The organism is Prochlorococcus sp. MIT 1303 (assembly GCF_001631965.1).
In the GTDB taxonomy this organism is placed as follows: domain Bacteria; phylum Cyanobacteriota; class Cyanobacteriia; order PCC-6307; family Cyanobiaceae; genus Prochlorococcus; species Prochlorococcus marinus_D.
In genome coordinates this window covers 131,631-153,165 of the sequence record NZ_LVHK01000042.1, presented here as the reverse complement: position 1 = coordinate 153,165, position 21,535 = coordinate 131,631, and the positions used below count along the sequence as shown (strand labels likewise).

General features: G+C 45.3%; 20 protein-coding genes. 11 read left to right on the top strand and 9 right to left on the bottom strand.

The features are described from left to right. Window positions 1-87: 87 nt before the first annotated feature. Window positions 88-312, bottom strand: a complete 225-nt coding sequence (locus PMIT1303_RS07125) for a LuxR C-terminal-related transcriptional regulator (RefSeq protein WP_063395174.1) — start codon at window positions 310-312, stop codon at window positions 88-90. Between the two features lie 198 nt (window positions 313-510). On the opposite strand from PMIT1303_RS07125, the gene PMIT1303_RS07120 reads away from it, so the two are divergent. Beyond that, window positions 511-1,725: a DNA repair exonuclease gene (locus PMIT1303_RS07120; RefSeq protein ID WP_063398245.1), complete on the top strand. Its 1,215-nt coding sequence runs from the start codon at window positions 511-513 to the stop codon at window positions 1,723-1,725. A gap of 7 nt (window positions 1,726-1,732) precedes the next feature. Next, the gene (locus tag PMIT1303_RS07115; RefSeq protein WP_063398116.1) at window positions 1,733-4,489 is read left to right on the top strand and encodes an AAA family ATPase; all 2,757 of its coding nucleotides are present in this window, start codon (window positions 1,733-1,735) and stop codon (window positions 4,487-4,489) included. Between the two features lie 123 nt (window positions 4,490-4,612). Here PMIT1303_RS07115 and PMIT1303_RS07110 read toward each other — a convergent pair whose 3' ends face one another. Next, window positions 4,613-6,124 carry a hypothetical protein gene (locus PMIT1303_RS07110; RefSeq protein ID WP_063398115.1) on the bottom strand — a complete coding sequence of 504 codons (1,512 nt, stop codon included), beginning with the start codon at window positions 6,122-6,124 and terminating at the stop codon, window positions 4,613-4,615. A gap of 323 nt (window positions 6,125-6,447) precedes the next feature. Here PMIT1303_RS07110 and stpA point away from each other — a divergent pair, with 323 nt between their 5' ends. Next, window positions 6,448-7,653, top strand: coding sequence for a glucosylglycerol 3-phosphatase (gene stpA, locus PMIT1303_RS07105; protein WP_063398114.1), 1,206 nt, complete (start codon window positions 6,448-6,450; stop codon window positions 7,651-7,653). 691 nt (window positions 7,654-8,344) lie between these two features. Beyond that, window positions 8,345-9,343 carry an arsenosugar biosynthesis radical SAM (seleno)protein ArsS gene (gene arsS, locus PMIT1303_RS07100; RefSeq protein WP_063398113.1) on the top strand — a complete coding sequence of 333 codons (999 nt, stop codon included), beginning with the start codon at window positions 8,345-8,347 and terminating at the stop codon, window positions 9,341-9,343. A gap of 31 nt (window positions 9,344-9,374) precedes the next feature. Here the strand turns inward: arsS and PMIT1303_RS07095 are convergent, their stop codons facing one another. Then, complete coding sequence (locus PMIT1303_RS07095) at window positions 9,375-9,770, bottom strand: cell division protein SepF (protein WP_082824462.1); 396 nt, start codon at window positions 9,768-9,770, stop codon at window positions 9,375-9,377. 44 nt (window positions 9,771-9,814) lie between these two features. Between PMIT1303_RS07095 and PMIT1303_RS07090 the strand changes: the two genes are divergently transcribed. Both PMIT1303_RS07090 and PMIT1303_RS07085 read left to right on the top strand, forming a co-directional pair. Beyond that, entirely contained in the window at window positions 9,815-10,078 is a 264-nt protein-coding gene (locus PMIT1303_RS07090) for a hypothetical protein (RefSeq protein WP_369818713.1), read from the top strand. After that, the gene (locus PMIT1303_RS07085; RefSeq protein ID WP_063398111.1) at window positions 10,075-10,554 is read left to right on the top strand and encodes a hypothetical protein; all 480 of its coding nucleotides are present in this window, start codon (window positions 10,075-10,077) and stop codon (window positions 10,552-10,554) included. Before PMIT1303_RS07090 ends, PMIT1303_RS07085 begins: the two co-directional genes overlap by 4 nt. A gap of 16 nt (window positions 10,555-10,570) precedes the next feature. On the opposite strand, the gene PMIT1303_RS07080 is transcribed toward PMIT1303_RS07085, so the two are convergent. Further along, entirely contained in the window at window positions 10,571-11,047 is a 477-nt protein-coding gene (locus tag PMIT1303_RS07080; RefSeq protein ID WP_063395013.1) for a Fur family transcriptional regulator, read from the bottom strand. Between the two features lie 38 nt (window positions 11,048-11,085). Here PMIT1303_RS07080 and PMIT1303_RS13365 point away from each other — a divergent pair, with 38 nt between their 5' ends. Next, entirely contained in the window at window positions 11,086-11,301 is a 216-nt protein-coding gene (locus PMIT1303_RS13365) for a hypothetical protein (RefSeq protein WP_063398110.1), read from the top strand. Here PMIT1303_RS13365 and PMIT1303_RS14340 read toward each other — a convergent pair. Both PMIT1303_RS14340 and PMIT1303_RS07065 read right to left on the bottom strand, forming a co-directional pair. Next, the gene (locus PMIT1303_RS14340) at window positions 11,230-11,544 is read right to left on the bottom strand and encodes a di-heme oxidoredictase family protein (protein ID WP_369818715.1); all 315 of its coding nucleotides are present in this window, start codon (window positions 11,542-11,544) and stop codon (window positions 11,230-11,232) included. The genes PMIT1303_RS13365 and PMIT1303_RS14340 overlap by 72 nt on opposite strands. A gap of 564 nt (window positions 11,545-12,108) precedes the next feature. Beyond that, entirely contained in the window at window positions 12,109-12,492 is a 384-nt protein-coding gene (locus tag PMIT1303_RS07065; RefSeq protein WP_231901380.1) for a hypothetical protein, read from the bottom strand. Between the two features lie 837 nt (window positions 12,493-13,329). On the opposite strand from PMIT1303_RS07065, the gene mscL reads away from it, so the two are divergent. The 3 genes from mscL to PMIT1303_RS07040 all read left to right on the top strand — a co-directional run bounded on the left by mscL (window position 13,330) and on the right by PMIT1303_RS07040 (window position 17,814). Next, window positions 13,330-13,722 carry a large conductance mechanosensitive channel protein MscL gene (mscL, locus tag PMIT1303_RS07060; RefSeq protein ID WP_063398107.1) on the top strand — a complete coding sequence of 131 codons (393 nt, stop codon included), beginning with the start codon at window positions 13,330-13,332 and terminating at the stop codon, window positions 13,720-13,722. 99 nt (window positions 13,723-13,821) lie between these two features. After that, entirely contained in the window at window positions 13,822-14,451 is a 630-nt protein-coding gene (locus PMIT1303_RS07055; protein WP_082824460.1) for an isochorismatase family protein, read from the top strand. A 1,389-nt stretch (window positions 14,452-15,840) separates the two neighbouring features. Next, complete coding sequence (locus PMIT1303_RS07040; RefSeq protein ID WP_063398103.1) at window positions 15,841-17,814, top strand: mechanosensitive ion channel family protein; 1,974 nt, start codon at window positions 15,841-15,843, stop codon at window positions 17,812-17,814. A 129-nt stretch (window positions 17,815-17,943) separates the two neighbouring features. Here the strand turns inward: PMIT1303_RS07040 and PMIT1303_RS07035 are convergent, their stop codons facing one another. Then, complete coding sequence (locus tag PMIT1303_RS07035) at window positions 17,944-19,050, bottom strand: DUF389 domain-containing protein (protein ID WP_063398102.1); 1,107 nt, start codon at window positions 19,048-19,050, stop codon at window positions 17,944-17,946. 336 nt (window positions 19,051-19,386) lie between these two features. Further along, window positions 19,387-19,590, bottom strand: coding sequence for a hypothetical protein (locus PMIT1303_RS07030; RefSeq protein WP_063398101.1), 204 nt, complete (start codon window positions 19,588-19,590; stop codon window positions 19,387-19,389). A gap of 79 nt (window positions 19,591-19,669) precedes the next feature. Here PMIT1303_RS07030 and PMIT1303_RS07025 point away from each other — a divergent pair, with 79 nt between their 5' ends. Further along, entirely contained in the window at window positions 19,670-20,068 is a 399-nt protein-coding gene (locus tag PMIT1303_RS07025; RefSeq protein WP_036912524.1) for a DUF2721 domain-containing protein, read from the top strand. 12 nt (window positions 20,069-20,080) lie between these two features. On the opposite strand, the gene PMIT1303_RS07020 is transcribed toward PMIT1303_RS07025, so the two are convergent. After that, window positions 20,081-21,178, bottom strand: coding sequence for a metallophosphoesterase (locus PMIT1303_RS07020; protein WP_063398100.1), 1,098 nt, complete (start codon window positions 21,176-21,178; stop codon window positions 20,081-20,083). Window positions 21,179-21,535 lie beyond the last annotated feature (357 nt).

Below are 21,535 nucleotides of genomic sequence, written 5' to 3'. Positions count from 1 at the left end.
ATCATTTCTGGGCTTTAGAATCAATCCGCTTGAATCAAGCTGAACGCAGTGAGGGCTTCAACAAAGATTCTTCAACACAAGATTTGATTAGGCAACCCATTGACGTCGTATACCCTCAGCAGCTGCGGCCGCACGATTACGGACATCTAATTTGCGAAGGATTGAGTTGACATGCCCTCGAGCAGTTGTTTCTGCAATGAACATCTGGTGACCAATCTCGCGGTTGGTGAACCCGTCACACACCAGACGGAGGACAAAGCGTTCCCGAGGCGTTAATGATTTCACTTCGAACACTAAGGGTGGCAGAACCATGCTGCGCAGCTGAACTGCTTTAAATCTGACTATCTCTGCGGGGAATTATGACCAAGTCTGACTGGCTCCAGCCCAGAAGACCTTTGAGGTCAGTGCTTGACACACTTTTAGGGCCACTTTGCCAAGTTGATCTCCCCTGAGGGGGCTTCAGAAATAGCAGACTCACGGCAGCATGGGGACCCGGAGTGTGTTGCAGCTTTGCCCCGATTTCTCCACACCGCTGACTGGCAAATCGGCAAGCCCTTTAGGAATATCACAGATCCTCAGAAGCGCTTTCGCCTTCAACAGCAGCGGATCTTGTCTGTTTCACGGATCGCTGCTGTTGCCGAAGAGCACAACGTAGATGCCGTGCTGGTGGCAGGCGATCTGTTCGATTCCAGCACCGTCCCATCAGCTGTGGTGATGGAGGTCTTGGAGGTGATTGGTTCTATGAATCGTCCAGTCCTGGTGATCCCGGGCAATCATGACCATGGTGGAGCTGGAGGTGTTTGGCAGCGCCAGGATGTTCAAAGGCAGTTGAAGGAAAGAGCACCTTTGATGCAGTTGCTTCTTAAACCGGAGCCGGTTTTGATTGATCATGCGCTTGTTTTGCCTTGCCCTCTGCTACGTCAGCGCGATAGCGAAGACCCCTCAGCTTGGATCAGTCAGCTGGATTGGCAGGATCTAGCTGAAGATTGTCCTCGAATTGTTCTTGCACATGGAGCTGTGCACGGATTCGGGAGCACTGATTACAACCAAGACAGTGCTGGTCAGTCGGAGCGGATCAACCGCATTGATCTTGACATGATCCAACATGGGCAGGTTGATTACATCGCTCTTGGCGACTGGCACAATCTCAAACAAGTAGGAGATCGTGCTTGGTATTGCGGAACCCCTGAACCGGATCGCTTTGATCAGGGGGACCAGGACCAGCGTGGGCAGGTTTTAGTGTTTGATATCGATCGAGGCACATGTCCCGTCCCGAAGTCTGTATCAACGGCTGGGTTGCACTGGCACAATCTTCGGGTACAGCTCAGAACCACTAGCGATCTTGATCGACTGGAGCGGACTCTCCAGCAGCGCATTGGAAGTCGAGTAGGCGGTGATCTATTGAGGCTTGAAATTAATGGACAACTGAGCCTTCGTGAATATCAACGCTTTGATGCCTTAATCGAGGTGCTAAGGACGCAATTGCTGCATGTACGCATCAAAGGAACCTGCCATCGACGTCCAGGTCAGGAAGAACTTAGGGCCATGACTGATCGCAGTGAAGATCATTTGATTAGTTCTATTGCCTTACAACTAAAGGGAGAACTTGAAAACCTTGAACCTACCAAATCTCTTACAACTGAACAGCAGAGCGAAGCCGAGCTGATCGAGTTAGCTCTTTGTGAACTCCATCGGCTTTGCAGTGAGTCATCCTTGAATAACTGATCGCCCTATGCGCTTATTGCACTGCCATCTTGAAAATGTTCGCCGTCACCGGCTCTTGGATATCGACTTTTCGCCCGGATTGACGTTGATTTCTGGAGCCAATGAAAGCGGTAAAAGCTCACTTGTGGAGGCGATGCATCGAGGCTTATTTCTCAAGGCCACAGCTAGCGGCTCGCTAGTAGAAGCGTTGCGCTCTAATCTTTTCCCAGGTCACCCCCTCATTGAACTTTCTTTTGAAGCAAAAGGTGCGATCTGGTCGTTGAGCAAACGCTTTAGTGGTCAGAGTGGCAGCGTAAGGCTTGATGGAACCGGGCACGAAGTTCCACTCAGTGGTTCTGCAGCAGAAGAGCTCCTCGCACAACTTCTCGGAGTTGATGAGATCGTTGGCAGTCGTCAGGCAGCGCGAGTCCTTCCGAGTCGATGGGCTCATCTGTGGGTGTTACAGGGACTAGCTGGCCAGAATCTTTTAGATCAAGGACCTCAGCATTACGACCTCAATGGGTTGATGCAGCAATTGGAGCAACGGGCAGAAGTGTCTTTGCAATCACCTCTTGATCAAAAGGTGAGTACGGAGTTGGAGGCTCTTGTGGAAGCCACTTTCACGAGTCGAGGGGTTCGTCGTAACTCACTTCTTTGGCAATGTCAGCAACAACGAGAGAGAGCGGAAGATGCTCTTAAAACTGCTGAACTGCAACGGGACAGCTTTGAATCCACCAGTGCAGAGTTGGATCAACTTGAGCATGAGCTTGATTTGCTCACGTCAGACCGCAAACCTGCCCTCAAAAAGCGACGTTTCGAGTTGCAAAAGCAACAGGAGCAGACCCGCCAGGACGAAGCTGCTCTGCTCCTTTTTCGACAGCAGCTCGAACCTCTTCAACTGCGAAAGAAACAACTGCAAAGTGTCCTTCATTCCAATCATCAAATCCACAATGAATTTCTCCTCTGCCAGAAGAATCTTGAGGATGGGAGTGAGCAGCAGACTCTGCTTAAGCACAGCCTTAGTGAGACCAAAAAGCAGATTGAGACCACCCAGCAAAAGCTCGATGATCTGGATCAACAACGATCGGATTGGGAATTAAGGGGTCTGCACATGAGACGGTTAGAAGAACTCACACAGCTCAAGCATCAACGCGAATCCCTCAAACGACAGCACAACGAGCAACAACGCTTGCGCAACCAATCCCAAACACTGAAAATTCAACTCGATGCACTGCCTGATCTTGGTGTGGCTAACTTGCAGCGTCTTCGTGATTGTTATGAACAAGTCAAAGGATGTGCTATTCGCATTGAAACGATGGCATCTGAGTTCAATCTAGAACGTGCTGATCAACCTGTACTTGTCGATGGTTTTCCCTTGAAGGAGGGTGAGACGAAACGCCTTATATCAGGCTTCACCGTGAATGTTGGTGATGGAGTTCGCTTTCATATTAATCCTGGTCAAGGTACGGGAATTGAAGAATTAAAACGTGACCATGAGAGGCATCTTCTGAAGTACACGGACACCCTAAAGGCTTGGCAAGTGAAATCTTTGGAGGAAGCTGAACAAAAGATTAATCACAGAAATCAGTTGAGTCAGCAATTGAATCTTATCAACGAACAACTCAATGGATGTCAAGATGGACATGATGGAAACATAAGCCTATCTCTACAGAAAAAACAACTTGAAAATCGTCAGCATGAACTTGAACAAGAGATGACCTCAGAGCCAGAACTTTCAAGGCTAGATGACAGTTTACTCTCTAATGATGGAAGCTTGAATCAACCTCTTGATCTCGAGACCGTCCGCGTTGAGCTTAAGCGATGTCGCCAGAACTACAGAAGCATTAGTGAGTCAATTAAGGTGATCAATTTGCAACTTCAGCAGCTGCATCGAGAAGAGCATCAGCAAGACAAGAACTTACAGAAGCTTACACTTTCGCTTGAGGTGCTAAGTGCAAAACAAATCGAACGAAAAGAACATAGGAAATCTCTTTTGACTGAGCATGGTCCTGAACCAGACATTGAGGAAAAAATACTGAAACTTAATCAATCACTGACTCACTTGGTACAGAAAGTTTCTGATTTGGAACAACAGCTCGGAAACCAAACTCTACAAGCCATCAAGTCAGCTCTTGCAGAGCTTGATGCCCAAGAAAAACGTTTGCAGGAACATTTACAGGTGCTTAGCGGACAACGAGGAGCTCTGCGTGAACGCTGTGAAGGGCTTGGAAGCCTTGAACCTTATGCTGCTCTTGAGGAAGCCCGCGTTAACTTCAATCAGGCCAAGCTGGAGGAGCGTGACCAATTGATGCTTGCTCATGCACAGCAAAGGCTCTTGAAATCATTTCAACAAGCTCAAGCCGAACTATCAAATCGATATACGACTCCACTTAGTCAGGCAATTTGTTCTTACTTACAGCCCCTGCTTGGTAACGAAAATGATGGTTGTCACCTTGATTTCGACCCTCATGATGGATTTCGAGAATTAGGCCTTCGACGTGACGGTCAAAATGTACAATTTCGAGATTTAAGTGGCGGCATGAAGGAACAGCTCAATGGGGCTCTTCGTCTTTCGATCGCAGATGCCCTCAAAGGAGGACATGGTGATTGTTTGCCAATTCTGTTTGATGATGCTTTTACCAATACTGATCCAGATCGCATCGAGTCAGTGCTCAGGATGATGACCCAGGCGGTAAAGCGTGGTCTTCAGGTGATTGTGCTCAGTTGCGACCCAACACCTTACGAAACAATTGCTGATAAGACTATTTACTTGCCAAGTCCTTAATTGACTCAGACTTATGATCTGATAACTAGATCAGCCAGCTTGCTCATGATTCAAATCAAAGGATATTTGCTTTCCATTCAGCAGATGTTTTGAAATTACTGGTGATCTGCTAGTGAATCCTACTTATAGGCTTGTCTCGATTACATTCATCGCTCTGAGATAAGCTGGTGTCTTGTATACTGCCTCCGAATCATTAAGGAATGAATCATCCCGGATTGCACGGCGTCCATTGTCGGCAATCACTGCATTAACGATGAGGTCCATAGCCTCTGGGTTGTCAAGATTCTGAAGAGCTTCGGCATATCTGCGGCTATGGGTTGGCCTGACAGATTCCTGGCAGTAATTAGTGAGTTCACGGCTTTCTGTCATCACAGAATAAGCAACTCCTTTGCTGGACTGATTTCCATAGATAGACATGTATAAAAGATTTACCATCGATGAATCATGCAGGGGAATAGAGTAATTACGAACAATTTGTGGCCAATAACGCAGAGACTTCAAGCCTTCTAACCCTCCCTTTTGTAGCCCATCAGATTCACACCATTCTTCAAATTCTTCCATTTGATGAGGGCAGCGCTCTTCTTCCTTCATCTTTTTAGCGAGTACTTGTCCAGCTTGAAAGTTACGCGTAGGCTTGCCGCAAACCGGAAGCATCATGCTGCCCCTAACATCTGCAACCATGGCAGTAAGTTGTGCAAAGGTGTGATCTCGCACCTTTTCCATCTCCCCATCTCGAGCCAATGCGGCTTCAATGCGCTGCACTCCGTAACCAAGCTCAGTTAATGAAAATGGTTGTTGATTGTAGAGCCCCTGACGATCATTTCTACACATCGATACTGTGGCAGCTTGATCAAGACACTGATCTAAAAGTAAGGTCAGCAGAGTTGGAAGTACGCCTGGATTGTCATGGTGGTATGTATACCCAAACCCAGCAAATATTGATGCCATATTTTTTGCCGCTTTGATATATTGCCCTTCAATATTGTGAACACCTGACGATACCTGGATATTTGGTGACAATCGATCCAGCATTCGAGCTCCAAGCATCGCTGTCAGTGCATTGGGATGGCAGAAGTTGGCCGTGAAGCTATCAAACGGATTTCGCAATGCTCCATGGCGGTGAAATCCTGAGAAGAAAGCTAGATTTGGTTGCTTTTCACATAGGACATATGATTCATTATTGATCTGGTTATGAGAGAAGGAACCTGCTAGACAAGCTAGAACAACCTGTTCTCGTTTCATCTCCTCACGTAGTCGACAAGCTTCCTCAAGGTCTAGCTCTACATGGTTGCTGTTCGCACTGAGCACGACGAGCTCACAGCGTTCAATTAGATCAGCCAGTGTGTTTGTGACACGAACTCCAGCTTTTACATGTGTGCCCATCTTTATAACTGATGCAACATGGGCGTCGTCCATTCCATCCAATGAGCCCTCTGGAAAGGCTCCCAGCAATTCCCGTTCTGGACGCGGGGCAAGCAATAAGCTGACACCAGCGGTTTGCATCGCACAGTTGTATGCCAGTGAGGCTGGATAAAGCCCCACGCTGTAGAACCCTACATTGCCATTTTCCAGTGTTTTAATTCTGCTTTGAATAACCTCCGGATTTAGGGACTTGGTGAAAAAACTGTTGTTCATCACTTCTCCTTGCTTCTATGCAGATTTGTTGTTGTCTTCTTTAACCCTACGGATGCAGCTGATCTCAGGAAAATGGAAATTTGCATATCACCATATTAAAACGTTTAATCTCTATGATAAATCGAGCACCTTCTGTTCAGATCGGTCTGCTTTTGTGGCCTTTAGTTCAATCAGGATCTGCTCAACAAACAGCTGAACTTTCTCCGCGCACCAATACAGCTGCTCACTAGTCAGCAGCCGCTAGCCACAGTGTTTCCATCTCAGTGGCTTGGCCCGTCGTGTCCAACGTGGGAAGGTGTGTAGACCCGGCCATATCAACAAACATGGGCCACATCGAGCTCGATCAGCTTTTGGCTGAGATGGTCAGTACTGAAGACCTCTTGATCGTTCAGGATCTTGACGGCGTTTGTATCCCCCTTGTCAAGGATCCTCTGACGAGAGTTTTGGATCCTGCCTACGTATGGGCAGCCAAAAGGCTTGAGGGGTCTTTCTCTGTACTGACCAATGGAGAGCATGGCGGACATCGTGGAGTCAATTGTGTAGTCGAGAGGGCTTTGGGTGATCCCCAGCTGCCGGCTAAGCAGGGCCTCTACTTACCGGGATTAGCCGCAGGCGGTGTGCAACTGCAAAATTGTTATGGCGAGATCAGTCATCCCGGCATTAGTGATGCAGAAATCGCCTTTCTTGCTGCACTGCCTAGCCGAATGCAGACCTTGCTTGAAAAGCGTCTTCCTGCATTGCTACCCCAGCTCACCTCTGATGAGATCCAAATCCTCGCAAAGATGTCAGTTCTTGATACAGAGCTATCGCCCACAATTCTCTTGAATGGCTTGTTTAGCCTGACTCCTGACGATGTTGGCATTCAGCAATCCCTGCAAATTATGCTGCAGGAGTTGATGAATGAATTGATTAATAGTGCAATAAGTGCTGGCTTGCCTAATTCGTTTTTTCTGCATATTGCTCCCAACATGGGCTGTGATGGACAACGGGAGAGGCTTAAGCCTGCTGCTCCTGGCGATGTAGGCACCACTGATATCCAGTTCATGCTCAAAGGTGCTGTCAAGGAAGCCGGACTATTGGTTTTGATTAACAAGCATATCGCTAAACACAAAGGCACAGCTCCTCTCGGCAAAGACTTTGATGTGCGTTCAGCACCTAAGACTCATCAGGGATTGTTGGATCTCTGCTGCAAACATATTCCTGTTGATCAGATGCCACTTTTGATGGGTGTGGGTGATACGGTTACATCCAATCCATCTCCTGATGGAACTGGATGGTTACGTGGCGGAAGCGACCGCGGTTTTCTTACCTTGTTACAGGATTTAGGTGCAATTTATAACCGTACCAATCGAGTGGTTCTTGTCGATAGTAGTGGTGGTGAAGTATACCGACCCAGCTTGTTGGATGAACGTTTACAAGGCATCAGTGATCCTGAGGATCCCTTGCATTTTGATGTGCTGGTTCATAGCGGCCCCAGCACATACGTGGCTTGGTTTAGGTCACTTGCTGAACGTCGTTCAGCTCGTTGAATGCTGTAATTAGCTATCTTTGGAAGGCTGAAGAGGAGATCATCCCTTTGTGCTTATTGGGCCTCAAGGGTGAGATTAGAGATAAGTACTAGAGTTCCTTTACCTTGATTGATTGTTCTTCCAGATTCAGATTATTGAACAACACTTCATCCAGTGCCATGTCTTGAAAAATCATTCTAAGTCGTTTTAAAATTCTGTATTGAGTGACTTCATGAGTTGATTGCTTTTAACCATGTCTTTTTAGACAAGGATTCTTTTTAATGTTAATCATTTTTTTAAAGTAAATATGCATTGCTCCTTGTGAATACCCTTGGGAAGTACGGCATTGATGGCTGTCCTACTCCTCGAGTATTTTGTATCCTCTTTGGAGCATAATTGACCGTCTTGCTATTTCTTTCTCTCAATCGATAAAGTAGGAGTTGGAACGTAAATGTTGTACAAACTTGAGCTAAAATGTGCCAAGCATAGGATGTATTGTGAATGTTTTGTTGTTGCCTCTTTGCTCTTATGTTAGTGGATGATTGCTTCAATAAAGAGCTTCTGTTGAACGTAAGTAAAGTATCGTACTTCTATTAAGACGTCTCGTTAAAGGCTCTGGTTGCTAAGAATCATCAGTTTGTTTCGACATCAGCAGTAATAACTAAACAAGTGGTTTGTTTGCCATTGGCCACGTCAGGATGATTGCACTCAAATGATTTCTGTGTTGCCTTCTCACGACACATCAGCAACTTCGTTTCGACCTGAGGTGTTCCCGGAGCTGCATCGGGACAACCTACGTACTTTGCAGGTCAACCTTGGTTACCGATGCAACCAGAGCTGTTCCCACTGCCATGTGAATGCAGGGCCGACCCGTCTGGAAATGATGGATCCCCAAACCATGGCCTTGATACCCAAGGTGTTGGATCAATACCAGCTGGAATGTCTTGACCTCACCGGTGGCGCTCCCGAGCTTCACCCAGGATTTAAGGATTTGGTCATTCAGGCCAGCTGTTTGGGTGTGGAGGTTATCGACCGTTGCAACCTAACCATCCTCACTGAGCCAGGCCAGCACGACTTGGCGGCTTTTCTCGCAAAACATCGTGTCACTGTGGTGGCTTCTCTGCCTTGTTACGAGGCGGAGAATGTAGACCAACAACGTGGCAAAGGAGTGTTTGAACGCAGCCTTATTGGATTACGTCAGTTGAATCAACTTGGTTATGGGCAAAACGATGAGCAACTAATTCTCAACTTGATTTTTAACCCCCAGGGTCCTCAGCTGCCTCCTCCTCAAGCTCAACTAGAAGAGGCCTACCGTAAAGAGCTGAAACAACGTTATGGCATCGAATTCACCAGATTATTCACGATAGCGAACATGCCGATTCAACGTTTTGCTACACAGTTGACCATGACCGGCCAGCTAGAGAGTTATCAGCAGCTTCTAGAAGGTGCTCATAATCCCGATAATCTAAAAACGGTCATGTGCCGAAGCTTGATCAGTGTGAATTGGCAGGGCCAGCTTTTTGACTGTGATTTTAACCAGCAACTGAGTCTTCACCCTAAGGGGCCTGTTCACCACCTCAGGGACTTGCTGGATGTCGAAGTTCAATGGCCTGGGCAACCAATCACTGTTGGACCTCATTGTTTTGGTTGCACTGCAGGCAATGGATCAAGCTGTGGCGGCGCCCTTCAATCTGAGGAAGAGATCGGTTAATCATTCAAGGCCCTGTGATCAAAGCTGATGATCAGCGCTCGATAGATTTGATGGCTGAATCTCTTATAAGGGAACCTTGCAACGTCTTGATCGCGACAAGTGAAGGTGCAAATAGGAATACTTTCTCGTCAATGCGCACATGTTGTCCATCAAGTGCAGTCACAGCTCCAATCACAAAATCAATGGTGCGCCGGGCATGTTCTGGGTCCATCCGACAGATGTTGAGCAAAACGGTGTGCTGCTCACGGACAGCCAAAACGGCTTCAAAGGCCTCTTCAAAAACCAATGGTTTGAACACGATGATCTCGTGCCACCAGTCAGCAAACGGTGCGTCCATAGACTCGACGCTTGTGGAGTTTTGGTGCAGTCGATAGGCCTGAACCAGCTCTCGCTCGCCAAAAGCGAGCGAGAGGATTCTGTGGTGCATCCTTCAATCTGGATGCATCATGGATGGTGGAAATAATGGAGCTCATGGGCCGATTAGCCTCAACTACATTAAGTGGATCGCTACTGTTGATTGCTGCAACGACTGGATTGACAGTTGTAATGAGCGAAGTAGGGATCAACGCTGCTGAAACATCAGCGACTGAACCGAAGCAGGCGATGTTTAGAACTCAAGCTGAGGCAGAAGCTGCCGCCCCACAATTTGGTTGTAAGGGGTCCCATCAGATGGGTCAGATGTGGATGGTCTGTGACAAGCACGGCATTCAAATGGAGTCTCAACACAATCCATGAAAACTGCTGATAAAACTGGCGATGACAAAGCATCAGCACACTGCGGGAGCAAACCGAAAAAGCTGGCTATTGGGATAGCTCCCTTAGGCACAATTTCGATCGGTATTGTCCCAATGGGAGTGGTTTGCATTGGTGTTGTTCCCATGGGTGTTGTTTCCATTGGCGTTGTGGCCATGGGGGTGATCAATGCTTCTGTCGTTGGGATGGGATTGCTTTCTGTTGGTGTAAGCACCATGGGAGTGTGGACGGCAGGTCCAATTAGCATGGGCTTGGTGTCTTTGGGTGGGTCGGAGATTGAAAATCCCCATCAGCATCACCTTCCCGTGAGCGGCAAGTCTGCGTCGCAGACGGACCCGCGCTTGATGTCCTACCCCACTCAATTGGAGGCCGAAGCGAAGGCACGTGAGTTGGGATGCAAAGGCGCTCACCAGATGGGAACCCATTGGATGCCGTGTGATCAGCATTCTCCGCACTGATGTTTGTCATCAGCCATCAATGGACATTGGTTGTAGAGGGTCTCTGACAAGACGGACATAGAGCCCTTACATTCAATGTTGACTCGATCAGTTGGAACCCGATCCGCTCAGCAGCAGAGCGTCCAGCTTCCAGTACTGGCTTGCTCTCAAACTCCTCAGTACGACCACAACGCACGCATACCAAATGGTGATGATCAGGATGGTCGTGACTTGCTAATTCAAAGCGATGTCCGCCATCGCTTATTTCCAACTCGTGTAGAAAACCCATCTCGACAAGCAAGCGCAGGGTGCGGTAGATCGTTGCTAGAGACACCTTCGAGTTTGCTTCTAGAAGTTGCTGATGGACTTCTTCAGCACTGAGGTGAATGCCAGAACCAATACTTTCAAAGAGATCAAGAACGCGGCGTCTTTGAGGCGTTAAACGTCGACCACCCTGATGCAAGCCAACCTCAAGTTGTCCATGGATACGGGCCAGGGACGAAGAAGTAGGCAAGGCCACCTCTGTAATGCATTTCTCAACAGTAACCGCTAATGAGAGTGATTGGCGCAATTGATGGCTTGAGCTTCCTGAAAGCAAGGCAGCATCTCAAGGTAGATCGCGTTGTTTCTTTAAAGTTGTTTGAGCCAAGCCAATCGTTGATCCTTCTGCCTTTGCGGCAAGGCCTGATGGCGCTACTAGGCAGTTGTAGCCTCGCCAGCATTCCAGATGATCGCTTCCTCGATGCTGCATGCCCGTCCATCGTGTAAGAAACTGGCTTGGCGATTAACCCTCTGGGTCTGGGTCATTGCCAATCCCCACAAAGGGGGAGTTTGCCACTGCGATGAGAGGCTAAGACCTTCTTCAGCGAAACCGTCATCGAGGCCAGGCCCAATCTCGTGAAGTAAAAGGTCGGTGTAAGCCCAGATTGTTTGGTGGTTGATGACTTTTGCCACTGCCTGTTGATTATTCCCTGTCCGCTGGCTGGGCACGTGACAGCTTGCAGATTGCAGTTGATCAAAGAGTACTGATCCCTTTTTGCCAAAAGGCTGTGAGATGCTTCGTCTGTGGCTTGTGCTGCGAGAGTCTGTGTGTAGTAGCTCACCCCATCAATGTTTTCCCAACTGATGTCGGCAGGTCTGCCATCAGTTGGCATGCTGTTATCCGGCCCTGTTGCCGTTGTCAGTCCCCTGTCGTCGAGGTAGGCGTTAGCGCTCTGTTGGTTCACGCTGGCTGCAATCACCTTCCAGCCCAATCGGCATTCCCCATCGCTGTCGATGATGCAAACGGGTCTTCCAGAGATTCCGTTTATGGAAAAATTAGGTCAGTAGCAAGACTACGCGTATATTTAAATTTTATTGAAGACATATTGGTGAACTTTCATTAGTTTTATCTGCCTTTTGAGATGATCTATTATTAGCGTAAGTTTAGATGAAACAGTTAATGCTCTTTAGTAATGATACTTGAGACTGATTGCAATCCTGTAAACTTACTCACTGGGCATAGCTTTTCTGGATTAGGTTGGCCTAGCCTCAATTGAGTGAATTGAAGTTACCCCTAGAGGTTTAAACTTTGCTCTAATGGCTAGGAAAGTCTTTAATTCTCTTGCAAGTACGGGTTGTCATCGGCTGAACTCCGGCGACAAAGCTTACCGAAAATGTTTTGATCTCAAGGTTTACTTTGTTGATCTCATATTTGAAGTAATGACTGTTGCCTGTTTGAAGTCTAGCAACAACAAGAACTGGTGAGGTTGATTCAACGATAAGACTCTCGATGATATTTCTTTCTTCTTCAGATGGTGCGAATGGATAACTTATCTCTACCAATAATTGTTCGGAGTCGACAATGTATATTTCCTTATATGTTTTCCCTTCATAGATGTAAGAGCACATGAGCTTGAGTGGAGTTGCTCTTACAGGCTCTATATGCATCAGGGCAACGAAACCAAAGGTGGCAATCAATAAAATGGACGTTTCAATCCAGCTTGCTGAATTCAGGTTTGTAAAGCTCTTTAAAAAGGATACAAGGGAATTTTGATTAGTCCTAATCATCAGCTCTTTAAGTACGTTTTGATGTTGATGACTGGACGGCTGATATTCCTTAAGACTAGCACCAGAGACAAAAATCTACGTATTAATATAAAATGTACCGGATAGGGATATCATACTGTCCGCATATTATCTCTCATATTACGGACAGATCTGCTTCCTCATCTATTAATAATTTAAATATTCTGGCCAGATATTGGCGTGCTAGGTCTGTACTTTTCCTAACATATCGCGCATTAATCTGACTTTAAACTTTTTCAATTCAAGTATTTATGCTGTTATTGTCTCCTTTTCACTTGGCCTTGCCTGAAACCGAGCCATCATTCTCTTGATGTCTCTAGGGTTTGCCTGCAAATGCATTACCTCCCCCAACAAGTCGTTATATTTAAGATCATAGAAATGCATATAATTCTATGATGTTAAATCACTCACCCCATCTCAATAGATTGATTGAGTAGTCTGCTTGATACATCCGGCACACCCTTATGGGACTTCGATTACTCAGTAGTTCTTGGATATACGCAATACTATTCACGGAACGCATAAACGATCCCTTGGCCAGTGGAGGCCAGGGGATTTTTATTCTTTTGCCGAATTAACCAGTTTAATTTTTATTCATAAGTTATTAGATAAGATTTCTTCTGACCAAGCCCTGATGATTTAGAAGGGGCAAATCGTTTGAATTTTTGAGGATTGTGGCGTCATCTCACTGAGAGGGTCATTATGGTGTCTTTTTAGTCATTGCTTCATATGGCATACCGTCGCAAAATAACCAACGTCCTTAATGACTTCACTGAATTTGTCAATCGCGGCAATGTCGTTGATCTCGCGGTCGCTGTTGTCGTAGGTGGTGCCTTCTCCAAGGTGGTGGATGCACTTGTTAAGTTGGTCACTACCGCTGTGATGGATCCTGTACTTCTTAAACTTAAGGTAGAGACACTTAGTGCCGTGCCCGGCGGCACACTTTTGGTCTCAATGGTTAATTTTTTGGTCATTGCCTTCGTGGTATTTATTGTGGTGAGGGCTATCGAGCGCTTCAAACGCAAAGAGGAGGCTAAAGCTGCTACAGCTCCAAACCCCCAGCAGGATTTAGCTGATGCTGTTGAGCGTTTAGCAATTGCGCTCGAATCCCGTAAGCTCTGAGATGATCACAGTATTAACCAAAAGCCTTTATCTTGTCAATATTCTTACTTACTAGTACTTGTCCTGTTCCTACTTATCCACTAGATTCTTAAGAACTCCATGACCAATGACTATCCCAATAATTCAATTGCGAATGTAACTTACTCATCTACTGATTCTCTTTTGCATAGCACAATGTTGATGCAATCTAAAGACACAGCCCTTTTGATTATTGATGTGCAAGAGAGATTGATACAGGCTGTGGATGATCAGAAACAGATCGTTTGGAATATCAGGCGTCTGATTGATGCTGCGAATGTTCTTTGTATAGAGATTGCATCAACAGAACAATATCCTCAACGTCTTGGTGATACTATAGAAATAATTGCGGAAAGGATAGTACACAAGCCTTTCCCGAAAATGTCATTTAGTTGTGTTGGATGTGCAGAAATCCTTCAACAATTTAGAGACTCTGGTATTAGTAAGATTCTTCTCTGCGGAATTGAAGCTCATGTCTGCGTCCTTCAAACAGCACTAGATCTAATCTCAAATGATTATCAGGTTTTTGTAGCTGTCGATGCAATTGGTAGTCGTAGGAGAATTGACTATGAGGTTGCATTGAGGCGTATGGAGTCAGTTGGTGTGACTTTAACCACTACAGAATCAGTGATGTTTGAGTGGTGTCATCGAGCTGATAGAGTTGAATTTAAAACTATTAGTAACTTAGTAAAGGAATGCTTATTAGAATGATAATGTCTAGCGTCACTTTATATTCAGGAAGTTCAATTAACCCTAGCATTTGCTACTACCACCTTTCTTGACTTCATACGATTTGACTTTGTGTCTGTCGTGTTATAGCTATCCCTTTAACTTAACATGAGAGTTCTATTTTGTTTGACTGTACTAATTCTCTTTCAAGCAATTTGGGATGAATCAAACACACCTTCATTTTGATTGAATTTTCCAGACATCAAGTTGTGTCCGAATTGGTTTTTAAATGACAATTATTTTGAAATGCTTAATCCGTTAGAATTTATTAATTTGCTTGGTAGATTGAATCCTATCTCTCAAGGCAGTACATCCACCTATGGCAATGCTGATGTATTGCGTGAAGATAGGATAGTATTTACTTCCTATTATGGGTCTCCAAGCTATTCTTGTTCACTCCACTGCCCAAGGTGGAACTATCCATAAATTTCCAGCGAAGCAAGGAGAGCGTTTCCTAGGTTGTTATCTGGGAACTTGTAAATTCAGCAACAATATAGCTGAAGCAACTGCAGACTTGGCCACCTTAGAGCCTTCAGTGAACAAGTCAGGGTCTTAATTCGAAATATCTTTTCTGTTTTATTTAACTGATTACCGATAGGGCTAGACCAATACTAATCCTTCTAGACGTAAGTAACCTAACTATCAACAGTGATAGTTAGGCTTAACTTAACATTGCTCTTATTCTTTTGTGTAACCCAATACATTTCCATAAGAAGTGCTCATTTAGTGATTCAAGTTGTGAGAAGATGCAGTTGTGGCATACATCATAGTATCTTCCATTATTTAACCCTCCTAAGATTATCCATTGCATATGTTGATTTATGAGACATACCAAGTCAAGCCTTGCCTATTCACCAGTTGAATATGTCAGAGCATAATTTTTGAATTGAGGGCTTGCTCGCTAAGATCATTTGCAAGCTCTTATAGTGCCCTACTGCTTACTTTGTCATCGCTATTAATACTTTAGTATTTTGCGACGATATTTTTAATATTGAATAGTTACTATCGAATAACGTACTGATATCATTATTCTGTTTAATTTCCCTGGCAATGAGATTTCTTCTGTCGATGAGTTTTCTTTGCCATAGTTTATACCATACGTTTTTAACGTATACGCACTTATCTTTTTCACGTAGCATTGTTTGTCGATATTGTGCATCTTTCTTGGGCAATAGCATACCGCTATTTTGGTTGTTCTATAGGTTGTAAGTCTTTCTTCATTAGAATTGTAGGCGAAATGTATAGACCAGGGCAAAATCTACTGCTTGTTTCCCAGACCATGCTGATGGATCAAACTTTTCCCGTTTTTCTGGCTATCCATCAGCAACTCATTTAATCTAGCTACAATCCTTAGATGGATAAGAATTGGTAATGCAGCTACTTTCTAAAAAAAAATTAGGTTTGCGTCGGTTGGGATGTCTTTTTTGTGGCTTACTGATCAGCCTGCTTTTTTTTCCTGCTTTTGCACAGATCTCGTTGGGGTCAACAGCAGCTCCCATCAGTAATCCTATGAACCGACCTGTCTGGGACCTTAATAGACCTTGGCGTTGTGGACGCCTTTACTGCAGCAGAGTTGTTTTTCCTGTTCGAATTCTTAGCCAGAACAATCGTCTCACTCTCGCTGCACAGGCTACAAATAACATTAGTCCACAACTAGCAGCGCAGAACATTGAACAACGAGCTCAATCTGTACAGCTAACTGTTAAATCTGTCAAAAATCGTCTTGTTAGGTTTTGGCGAGACACCCAGTTGTCTGGCAAGGCTTCTACTTACGGTCTACAACGAATCTATGATCCACGCTTCTGGTGGTTCTTACATCAGAAACCCTTACATCCTCTTACTCCTGCAGTGGAGATCGGCACCCAAAATAAAGCCACAGTTATCTATTTGCCAGACAATCCAAAGTATCGACTTTTTAAACAGACAGTAATTACAGTAACGGCTCCAGATGCTCAGCAAGCAGGCATTGAGATCCCTCAGTTGGCGCAAGAGTGGCAGCAGAGAATAAGGGTCAATTTTAGTGATCGTTTATGGGGCCTGGAATTTTCCTCCTCCTTTCCTGGATTACGTGTTTTACTTTCTGCCGGCTTATTGTTAACAGGCATTTTAGGTTTGTTTCTTCTCAAGACCATACGAGCTTCATTGCTCTCAATAAATCGTCGTTTATTGCATAAACAGGAATCACTTTCAGAATCTGTTAAAGACGATGTTATGGCTGCTTATTCGGGAAACCTTATGCCCCTTTCCAGTAATGACGGACATGTTAATCATATTGATTCACTCGAGCATTCAATGCATTCATCCGGCGTCGATAATGTCAATGAGTCTACAACTCAAGACCCTAATCCAAGCATCAATAATCTTCCTCGATCAGCTGCTTATACTCACGCTTTCTTGAACCAGACCCAGAACTTCTTAGAACTCGTTCTATTAGTAAGTAATTTTCTGCGAATCGCATTTTTAGTCTTAGTCTTGCTTTCTGCTACAGCTGTTTATCCTTCAATGCGTATATACGCATTTATTGCCCTACAGCAGTCGATTGCGATTCCTTTGATTTGGGTAGGCGTCTTTATTTTGCGGCTTTTGGTTGTTATCATCATTGATTTCAATATTAATAATTGGATAAGGCGTGTGACCAGCAGGGAGGCTAGTTCGATGCGCTATACGCTTAGGGCAAGTACATACTCTAAGGTTCTTAAAGGTGGAGCAACCGTAATCACTATCTTTCTAGGTCTCGTTTTGACTTTAACAACAATAGGAGTCGACCGGTCTATTTTTACCAGTGCTGGAGTAATCGCTGTGGGTGTGGGTTTTCTTTCTCGAAATGTGCTTGAGGATATTCTTAACGGATTTCTTATCTTGGCTGGAGATCGTTTTGCAATAGGTGATGTCGTTACGATCGGCACCTTTGGCGGCTTTGTTGAAAATATGAATTTATTCAACACTCAACTTCGTGGTTCTGATGGTCAACTAACAACTCTGCCTAATAGCCAGATTCGAATCGTAGAGAACCTTACTAAGGATTGGTCTCGAGTTAATTTTGATATTGAGGTATCAGCTCGCGAAAATCTTCGCCAAGTGCTCGATGTGGTTCGGCTAGTAGCCAATACCATGAGAGATGATAAGCAATGGAGTGATTATTTTCTTGATGCTCCCGAGATCCTTGGGATTGATCAAGTGCAATCATCAGGTTGTTTAATCCGTGTTTGGATAAAAACTCAACCCTTGGCTCAGTGGAGTGTAGGCCGTGAGTTTAGGTTGCAGATTAAAGAAGCTTTTGACCGGGAGGGAATTACACTTGGTGCTCCTATTCAAAATGTGTTTTTTTCTCGAAAAAATGATTGACTTTAACCAAATTATATAAATTCTACATCAAACCAATGTTCAGTCAAATGTATCTTTTGCATATGCGATAGTTTGGGTCTTCTTAAATATTTAATTGCTAATTTCTCACTTCCTAGGCTGAGATACTGATTACTTAAGAGTCTCTCTGTACTGATGAACTCGTGAAGGAACGATTCTTGTGTCTACATCGAGTTGTCGAATGCCAAACTGTTTTATTGATTCAAACAGCATTCGATTAATTGAGGTTACTTTTCCCTCAGTCAGTGTGCCTTCTGGGACATTGAGTACTAGATCTAGAATAGCACGATCTTCTTTTAGATTCACATACATATAGCGGATCTGCATCTTCTGTTTAATTCCTGGTATTTTTATATTTGTTGCTCCTGGCTCTTGTTGATTTGCCCCGATAGTTGAGAGTTCCATCTCAATCTTCTTTGTAATGAAGAACTTTCTTAAGGATGAACTTAGAGGTACGCAAATAAGAATAATCAGTGCTAACCATGCTAATAATGCAATCCATGAGCGCTTGATCGATCCATAGGACTGGCTTAGAAAGGTCAGTGAAGCGGCAAAGGTGATGCCTATAAGGTTGGCCAGAAAAAGTATGAATGACCCTGTAGCAACCTCATGGTTGAGTCCCCTTATTACCCCTCTAGCAAATCTGGCACTGATCTCCGGATCAAGCGTCAACCCAATGCCGCTAACGCAAAGTGGAGGCACAAGCGCAACGGCGATTGCGACCCCAGCTATAGAACTAGCAATACGCTTGCGGGTTAGCGAAAATGCACCAGCTATTCCGGCCGCAATAGCCACTAGCAGGTCGATCAGATTTGGTGATGTACGAGCCAGTATTTCTGAGCCTAAGACTCTTACCGGCATGCACGCTGTTATCAAACCTGCTGTGATAACAACGACTCCCGTACCTATGATCAAGGTCACTAATGATCGTCGGATCAACAGGCTGCTTGCAATTGATATCCCATACGCCATGCTCAAGATTGGATTCATTAATGGAGCCACGATCATGGCTCCAATTACAACGGCAGTGTTGTTAGCAATGAGTCCAAACGTTGCGATTATTGTTGAGGTGATAAGTAAAACAAAGAAGCCAAAGGAAGGCAAAGAGTTTGCAATGCGTTCCTCATTAAGCACTTCAATTGGAACAGGTTGTTCCAAGAAAATAGACCATTGCCCTGTTAGTAAATCGAAGGCGCGATGCAAGGGATTCTTGCTCATTTTGCAATCAAATCGAACCTGGCTTATAAGACTATGTTATCCCTGTTCAAATTTCATCTTCCAGAAACTTTTCACAATATTTGACCTATTTACTTATTTTGTTTTTTTAGCCTATCCATCCCCATCCTTCTTTTTCGCATAATAGACCTTGAGTTCCTTTTCGGTTCAGAGCTTGTTATTTTGAACGACTCTTTCTTTTTTGCTAACGAATGATGATCACTTTGCCCCCTTTCATTTCTTTTGTTTTTAAGCCAGATTATTTCATATTTGAATTGATCGATTAATTTTATTTTACCTATCTCTCTTCATTGGAACCAATCTACCCTTTCAGCCTGTTCATACAGGCATCAACATCTCCAGTGACAGACTCACTTTGACAATGTCCGCGAATGTCTCAGGTCCAATCTGTAGGTAGCTATTGACCAGTCTTTGCAGTACGTGAGTTCCTTTTTCATTCTTTTGGCCGGCGTTTATCAGCCCACCATCTCTTTTCGATTGGGTCTTGGTAGCTTGTCTTGACTGCTCGATACGTTTGCTCATGATTTATTTCTTGGGGCTTGTTGATCTGGTTTCCCAAGTTGGTCATCAACCCGCTGAAAACCTGTCGAGGGCCATCCAGATGTCTGTTGCGCCAGTTTTCTTGCTCGCAGGTATTGGAGGTTTGCTTGTAGTTCTCAATAGCCGATTGGTTCGCATTATTGATCGTTCTCGTGAGCTTCAAGCTTTGACCCAGAGCCGGGATACACCTGTCTCATCAGAGCGTGAGAGCAAAACAGAGTTACAAGCATTGAAGAGGCGCATGGCGTTGGTGATGAAAGCGATTGAACTTCTCACCGTCACGATTCTATTGGTGGCACTGGTTGTAGCTGTTGTCTTTATCAGTGTGGTCACTCAACTGGATCTTGCCTTACTTGTGGTGCCTTTGTTCGTTATGGCGATGGTATGCCTAATGGCAGCGGCTCTTCTCTTTCAACGCGAGGTGCAGTTGGCCACTGCTCAGGTTAGACGATGGTTTTAAGCCTGTTCCTAATTAAGTTTTCACCGAAAGCTTTGTTTTGTTGGCAGTTGATTTTTTGCTGAGATTGATTCTGGTTGGGCGCAGGTCAAGCCTTGGACCAACGCTTGGTTGCAATGAACTGGGCAGTCGTTGTTCTGGTAAGACTTGCAGGCCATCGAGCTCAATAGTGGTCTCTACAAGTTCGCCCTGTTGGCTGAAAAGGTCGAGCACGGTGACGGTCTGTTGTGGGGGCATTCTGTCGTTGAGTCTTTGACGGGGTCCACTACCCATGGCACCGAGACTAAGCAGATTGGCGGAACCTACACGGCTCGGATACCAGGCGTGATGGTGGCCACTAATGTATAGATCTACATTTTTGCGCAGAAGTAGTTGTTGCAGACGTTTTGGTTCGTGTAGCACTTCGCCTGCACGATTGCGTCCCTTTGTAATCGCATAAGGCGGCAGATGGCCCATCATCAAGCGCAATTTTGCCTGGTGAGCTTCTGATCCGTCTAGCTGGCTCTCGGCCCAGGCCCAGTCATCTGCTGAGACGTTGGCTGAAGAGGCATCAATAACTAGCACGAAGATTTCTCCATGACGAATGCTGTATCGGAAAGGGAATTGATGGGCATCAACAAATGTGAGACCAAGTGAGCCTTGGCGAGCATTCCAGAACTTCTGAGCATGCAGTCGATCGAGTTCAAACACATATCCCGAATGTCCGCGGCTGTTTGATGCGTCATGGTTGCCCATGGTTGGAGCGAAAGGCTCTTCTACAGTTCTTAGGGGCTGCAGTATCTGCTCATCAAAGGCAGACCACATGGCATCGAGCTGGTTTGCAGTGAGCCCGAGCTTCTGACCTGCAACCATGTCGCCTGCGCAAAGGACAAGATCGGGTTGCAGTTTGATTAAAAGCTCTAGGCCACGATGAACTTGAGACACGTAGCTGGTTGAGCCGTAACTTGAGTTGAGGTCGCTGATCAGTGCGATTCGCTGATCTCCCCTTGGCAGGTCAGACAAGAGAGACTGTGACGGAGCACTGATCAGGTTTGCGGCAAGGGCCCTATGAAGAAACAAGCTCGCCACTCCTGCTCCGCTAAGGCCTAGGAAGTCTCGGCGGTTAAGGGACATAGCGTTGAGGATCAGTCCGTTGTTTAGTCATTCTGGCTTGATAGTGCCAACTTGTAGTTGCCGATCATCCTTCGCTTCTCTCTCTAGTTACCCCTTTAGCTCCAACTTGCCCCGGTGCCGAGCACGATCAGCAGTTAGTGTGGAGGTGCAGGCTATTTCTCTACCGATAAATATGATATTACCATAAATTTCTTTGCTCGACTTAGAGGTGAATTTGTTGTTGTCGAAGCTCTTGTTGGCGACTAATTTTCACTTCTGCCCCAATCATGCGAATGGATTACTCGTATTTGCATAGCGACTTGCTTCGCTATTTATCGTTCTGTTGGCGTCTTCTTTGGGGGGCTTTCTTATCAATAA

What these genes read in the sequence shown, in the direction of transcription:
- PMIT1303_RS13365 (WP_063398110.1), top strand. Translation starts at nt 11,086, where the DNA reads ATGAGAGTGATTGGCGCAATTGATGGCTTGAGCTTCCTGAAAGCAAGG.
- PMIT1303_RS07095 (WP_082824462.1), bottom strand. Translation starts at nt 9,770, where the DNA reads ATGCACCACAGAATCCTCTCGCTCGCTTTTGGCGAGCGAGAGCTGGTT.
- PMIT1303_RS07055 (WP_082824460.1), top strand. Translation starts at nt 13,822, where the DNA reads ATGACCAATGACTATCCCAATAATTCAATTGCGAATGTAACTTACTCA.
- PMIT1303_RS07030 (WP_063398101.1), bottom strand. Translation starts at nt 19,590, where the DNA reads ATGAGCAAACGTATCGAGCAGTCAAGACAAGCTACCAAGACCCAATCG.
- mscL (WP_063398107.1), top strand. Translation starts at nt 13,330, where the DNA reads ATGGCATACCGTCGCAAAATAACCAACGTCCTTAATGACTTCACTGAA.
- PMIT1303_RS07025 (WP_036912524.1), top strand. Translation starts at nt 19,670, where the DNA reads ATGTCTGTTGCGCCAGTTTTCTTGCTCGCAGGTATTGGAGGTTTGCTT.
- PMIT1303_RS07125 (WP_063395174.1), bottom strand. Translation starts at nt 312, where the DNA reads ATGGTTCTGCCACCCTTAGTGTTCGAAGTGAAATCATTAACGCCTCGG.
- arsS (WP_063398113.1), top strand. Translation starts at nt 8,345, where the DNA reads ATGATTTCTGTGTTGCCTTCTCACGACACATCAGCAACTTCGTTTCGA.
- PMIT1303_RS07110 (WP_063398115.1), bottom strand. Translation starts at nt 6,124, where the DNA reads ATGAACAACAGTTTTTTCACCAAGTCCCTAAATCCGGAGGTTATTCAA.
- PMIT1303_RS07090 (WP_369818713.1), top strand. Translation starts at nt 9,815, where the DNA reads ATGGGCCGATTAGCCTCAACTACATTAAGTGGATCGCTACTGTTGATT.
- PMIT1303_RS07085 (WP_063398111.1), top strand. Translation starts at nt 10,075, where the DNA reads ATGAAAACTGCTGATAAAACTGGCGATGACAAAGCATCAGCACACTGC.
- PMIT1303_RS07040 (WP_063398103.1), top strand. Translation starts at nt 15,841, where the DNA reads ATGCAGCTACTTTCTAAAAAAAAATTAGGTTTGCGTCGGTTGGGATGT.
- stpA (WP_063398114.1), top strand. Translation starts at nt 6,448, where the DNA reads ATGGGCCACATCGAGCTCGATCAGCTTTTGGCTGAGATGGTCAGTACT.
- PMIT1303_RS07035 (WP_063398102.1), bottom strand. Translation starts at nt 19,050, where the DNA reads ATGAGCAAGAATCCCTTGCATCGCGCCTTCGATTTACTAACAGGGCAA.
- PMIT1303_RS07115 (WP_063398116.1), top strand. Translation starts at nt 1,733, where the DNA reads ATGCGCTTATTGCACTGCCATCTTGAAAATGTTCGCCGTCACCGGCTC.
- PMIT1303_RS07020 (WP_063398100.1), bottom strand. Translation starts at nt 21,178, where the DNA reads ATGTCCCTTAACCGCCGAGACTTCCTAGGCCTTAGCGGAGCAGGAGTG.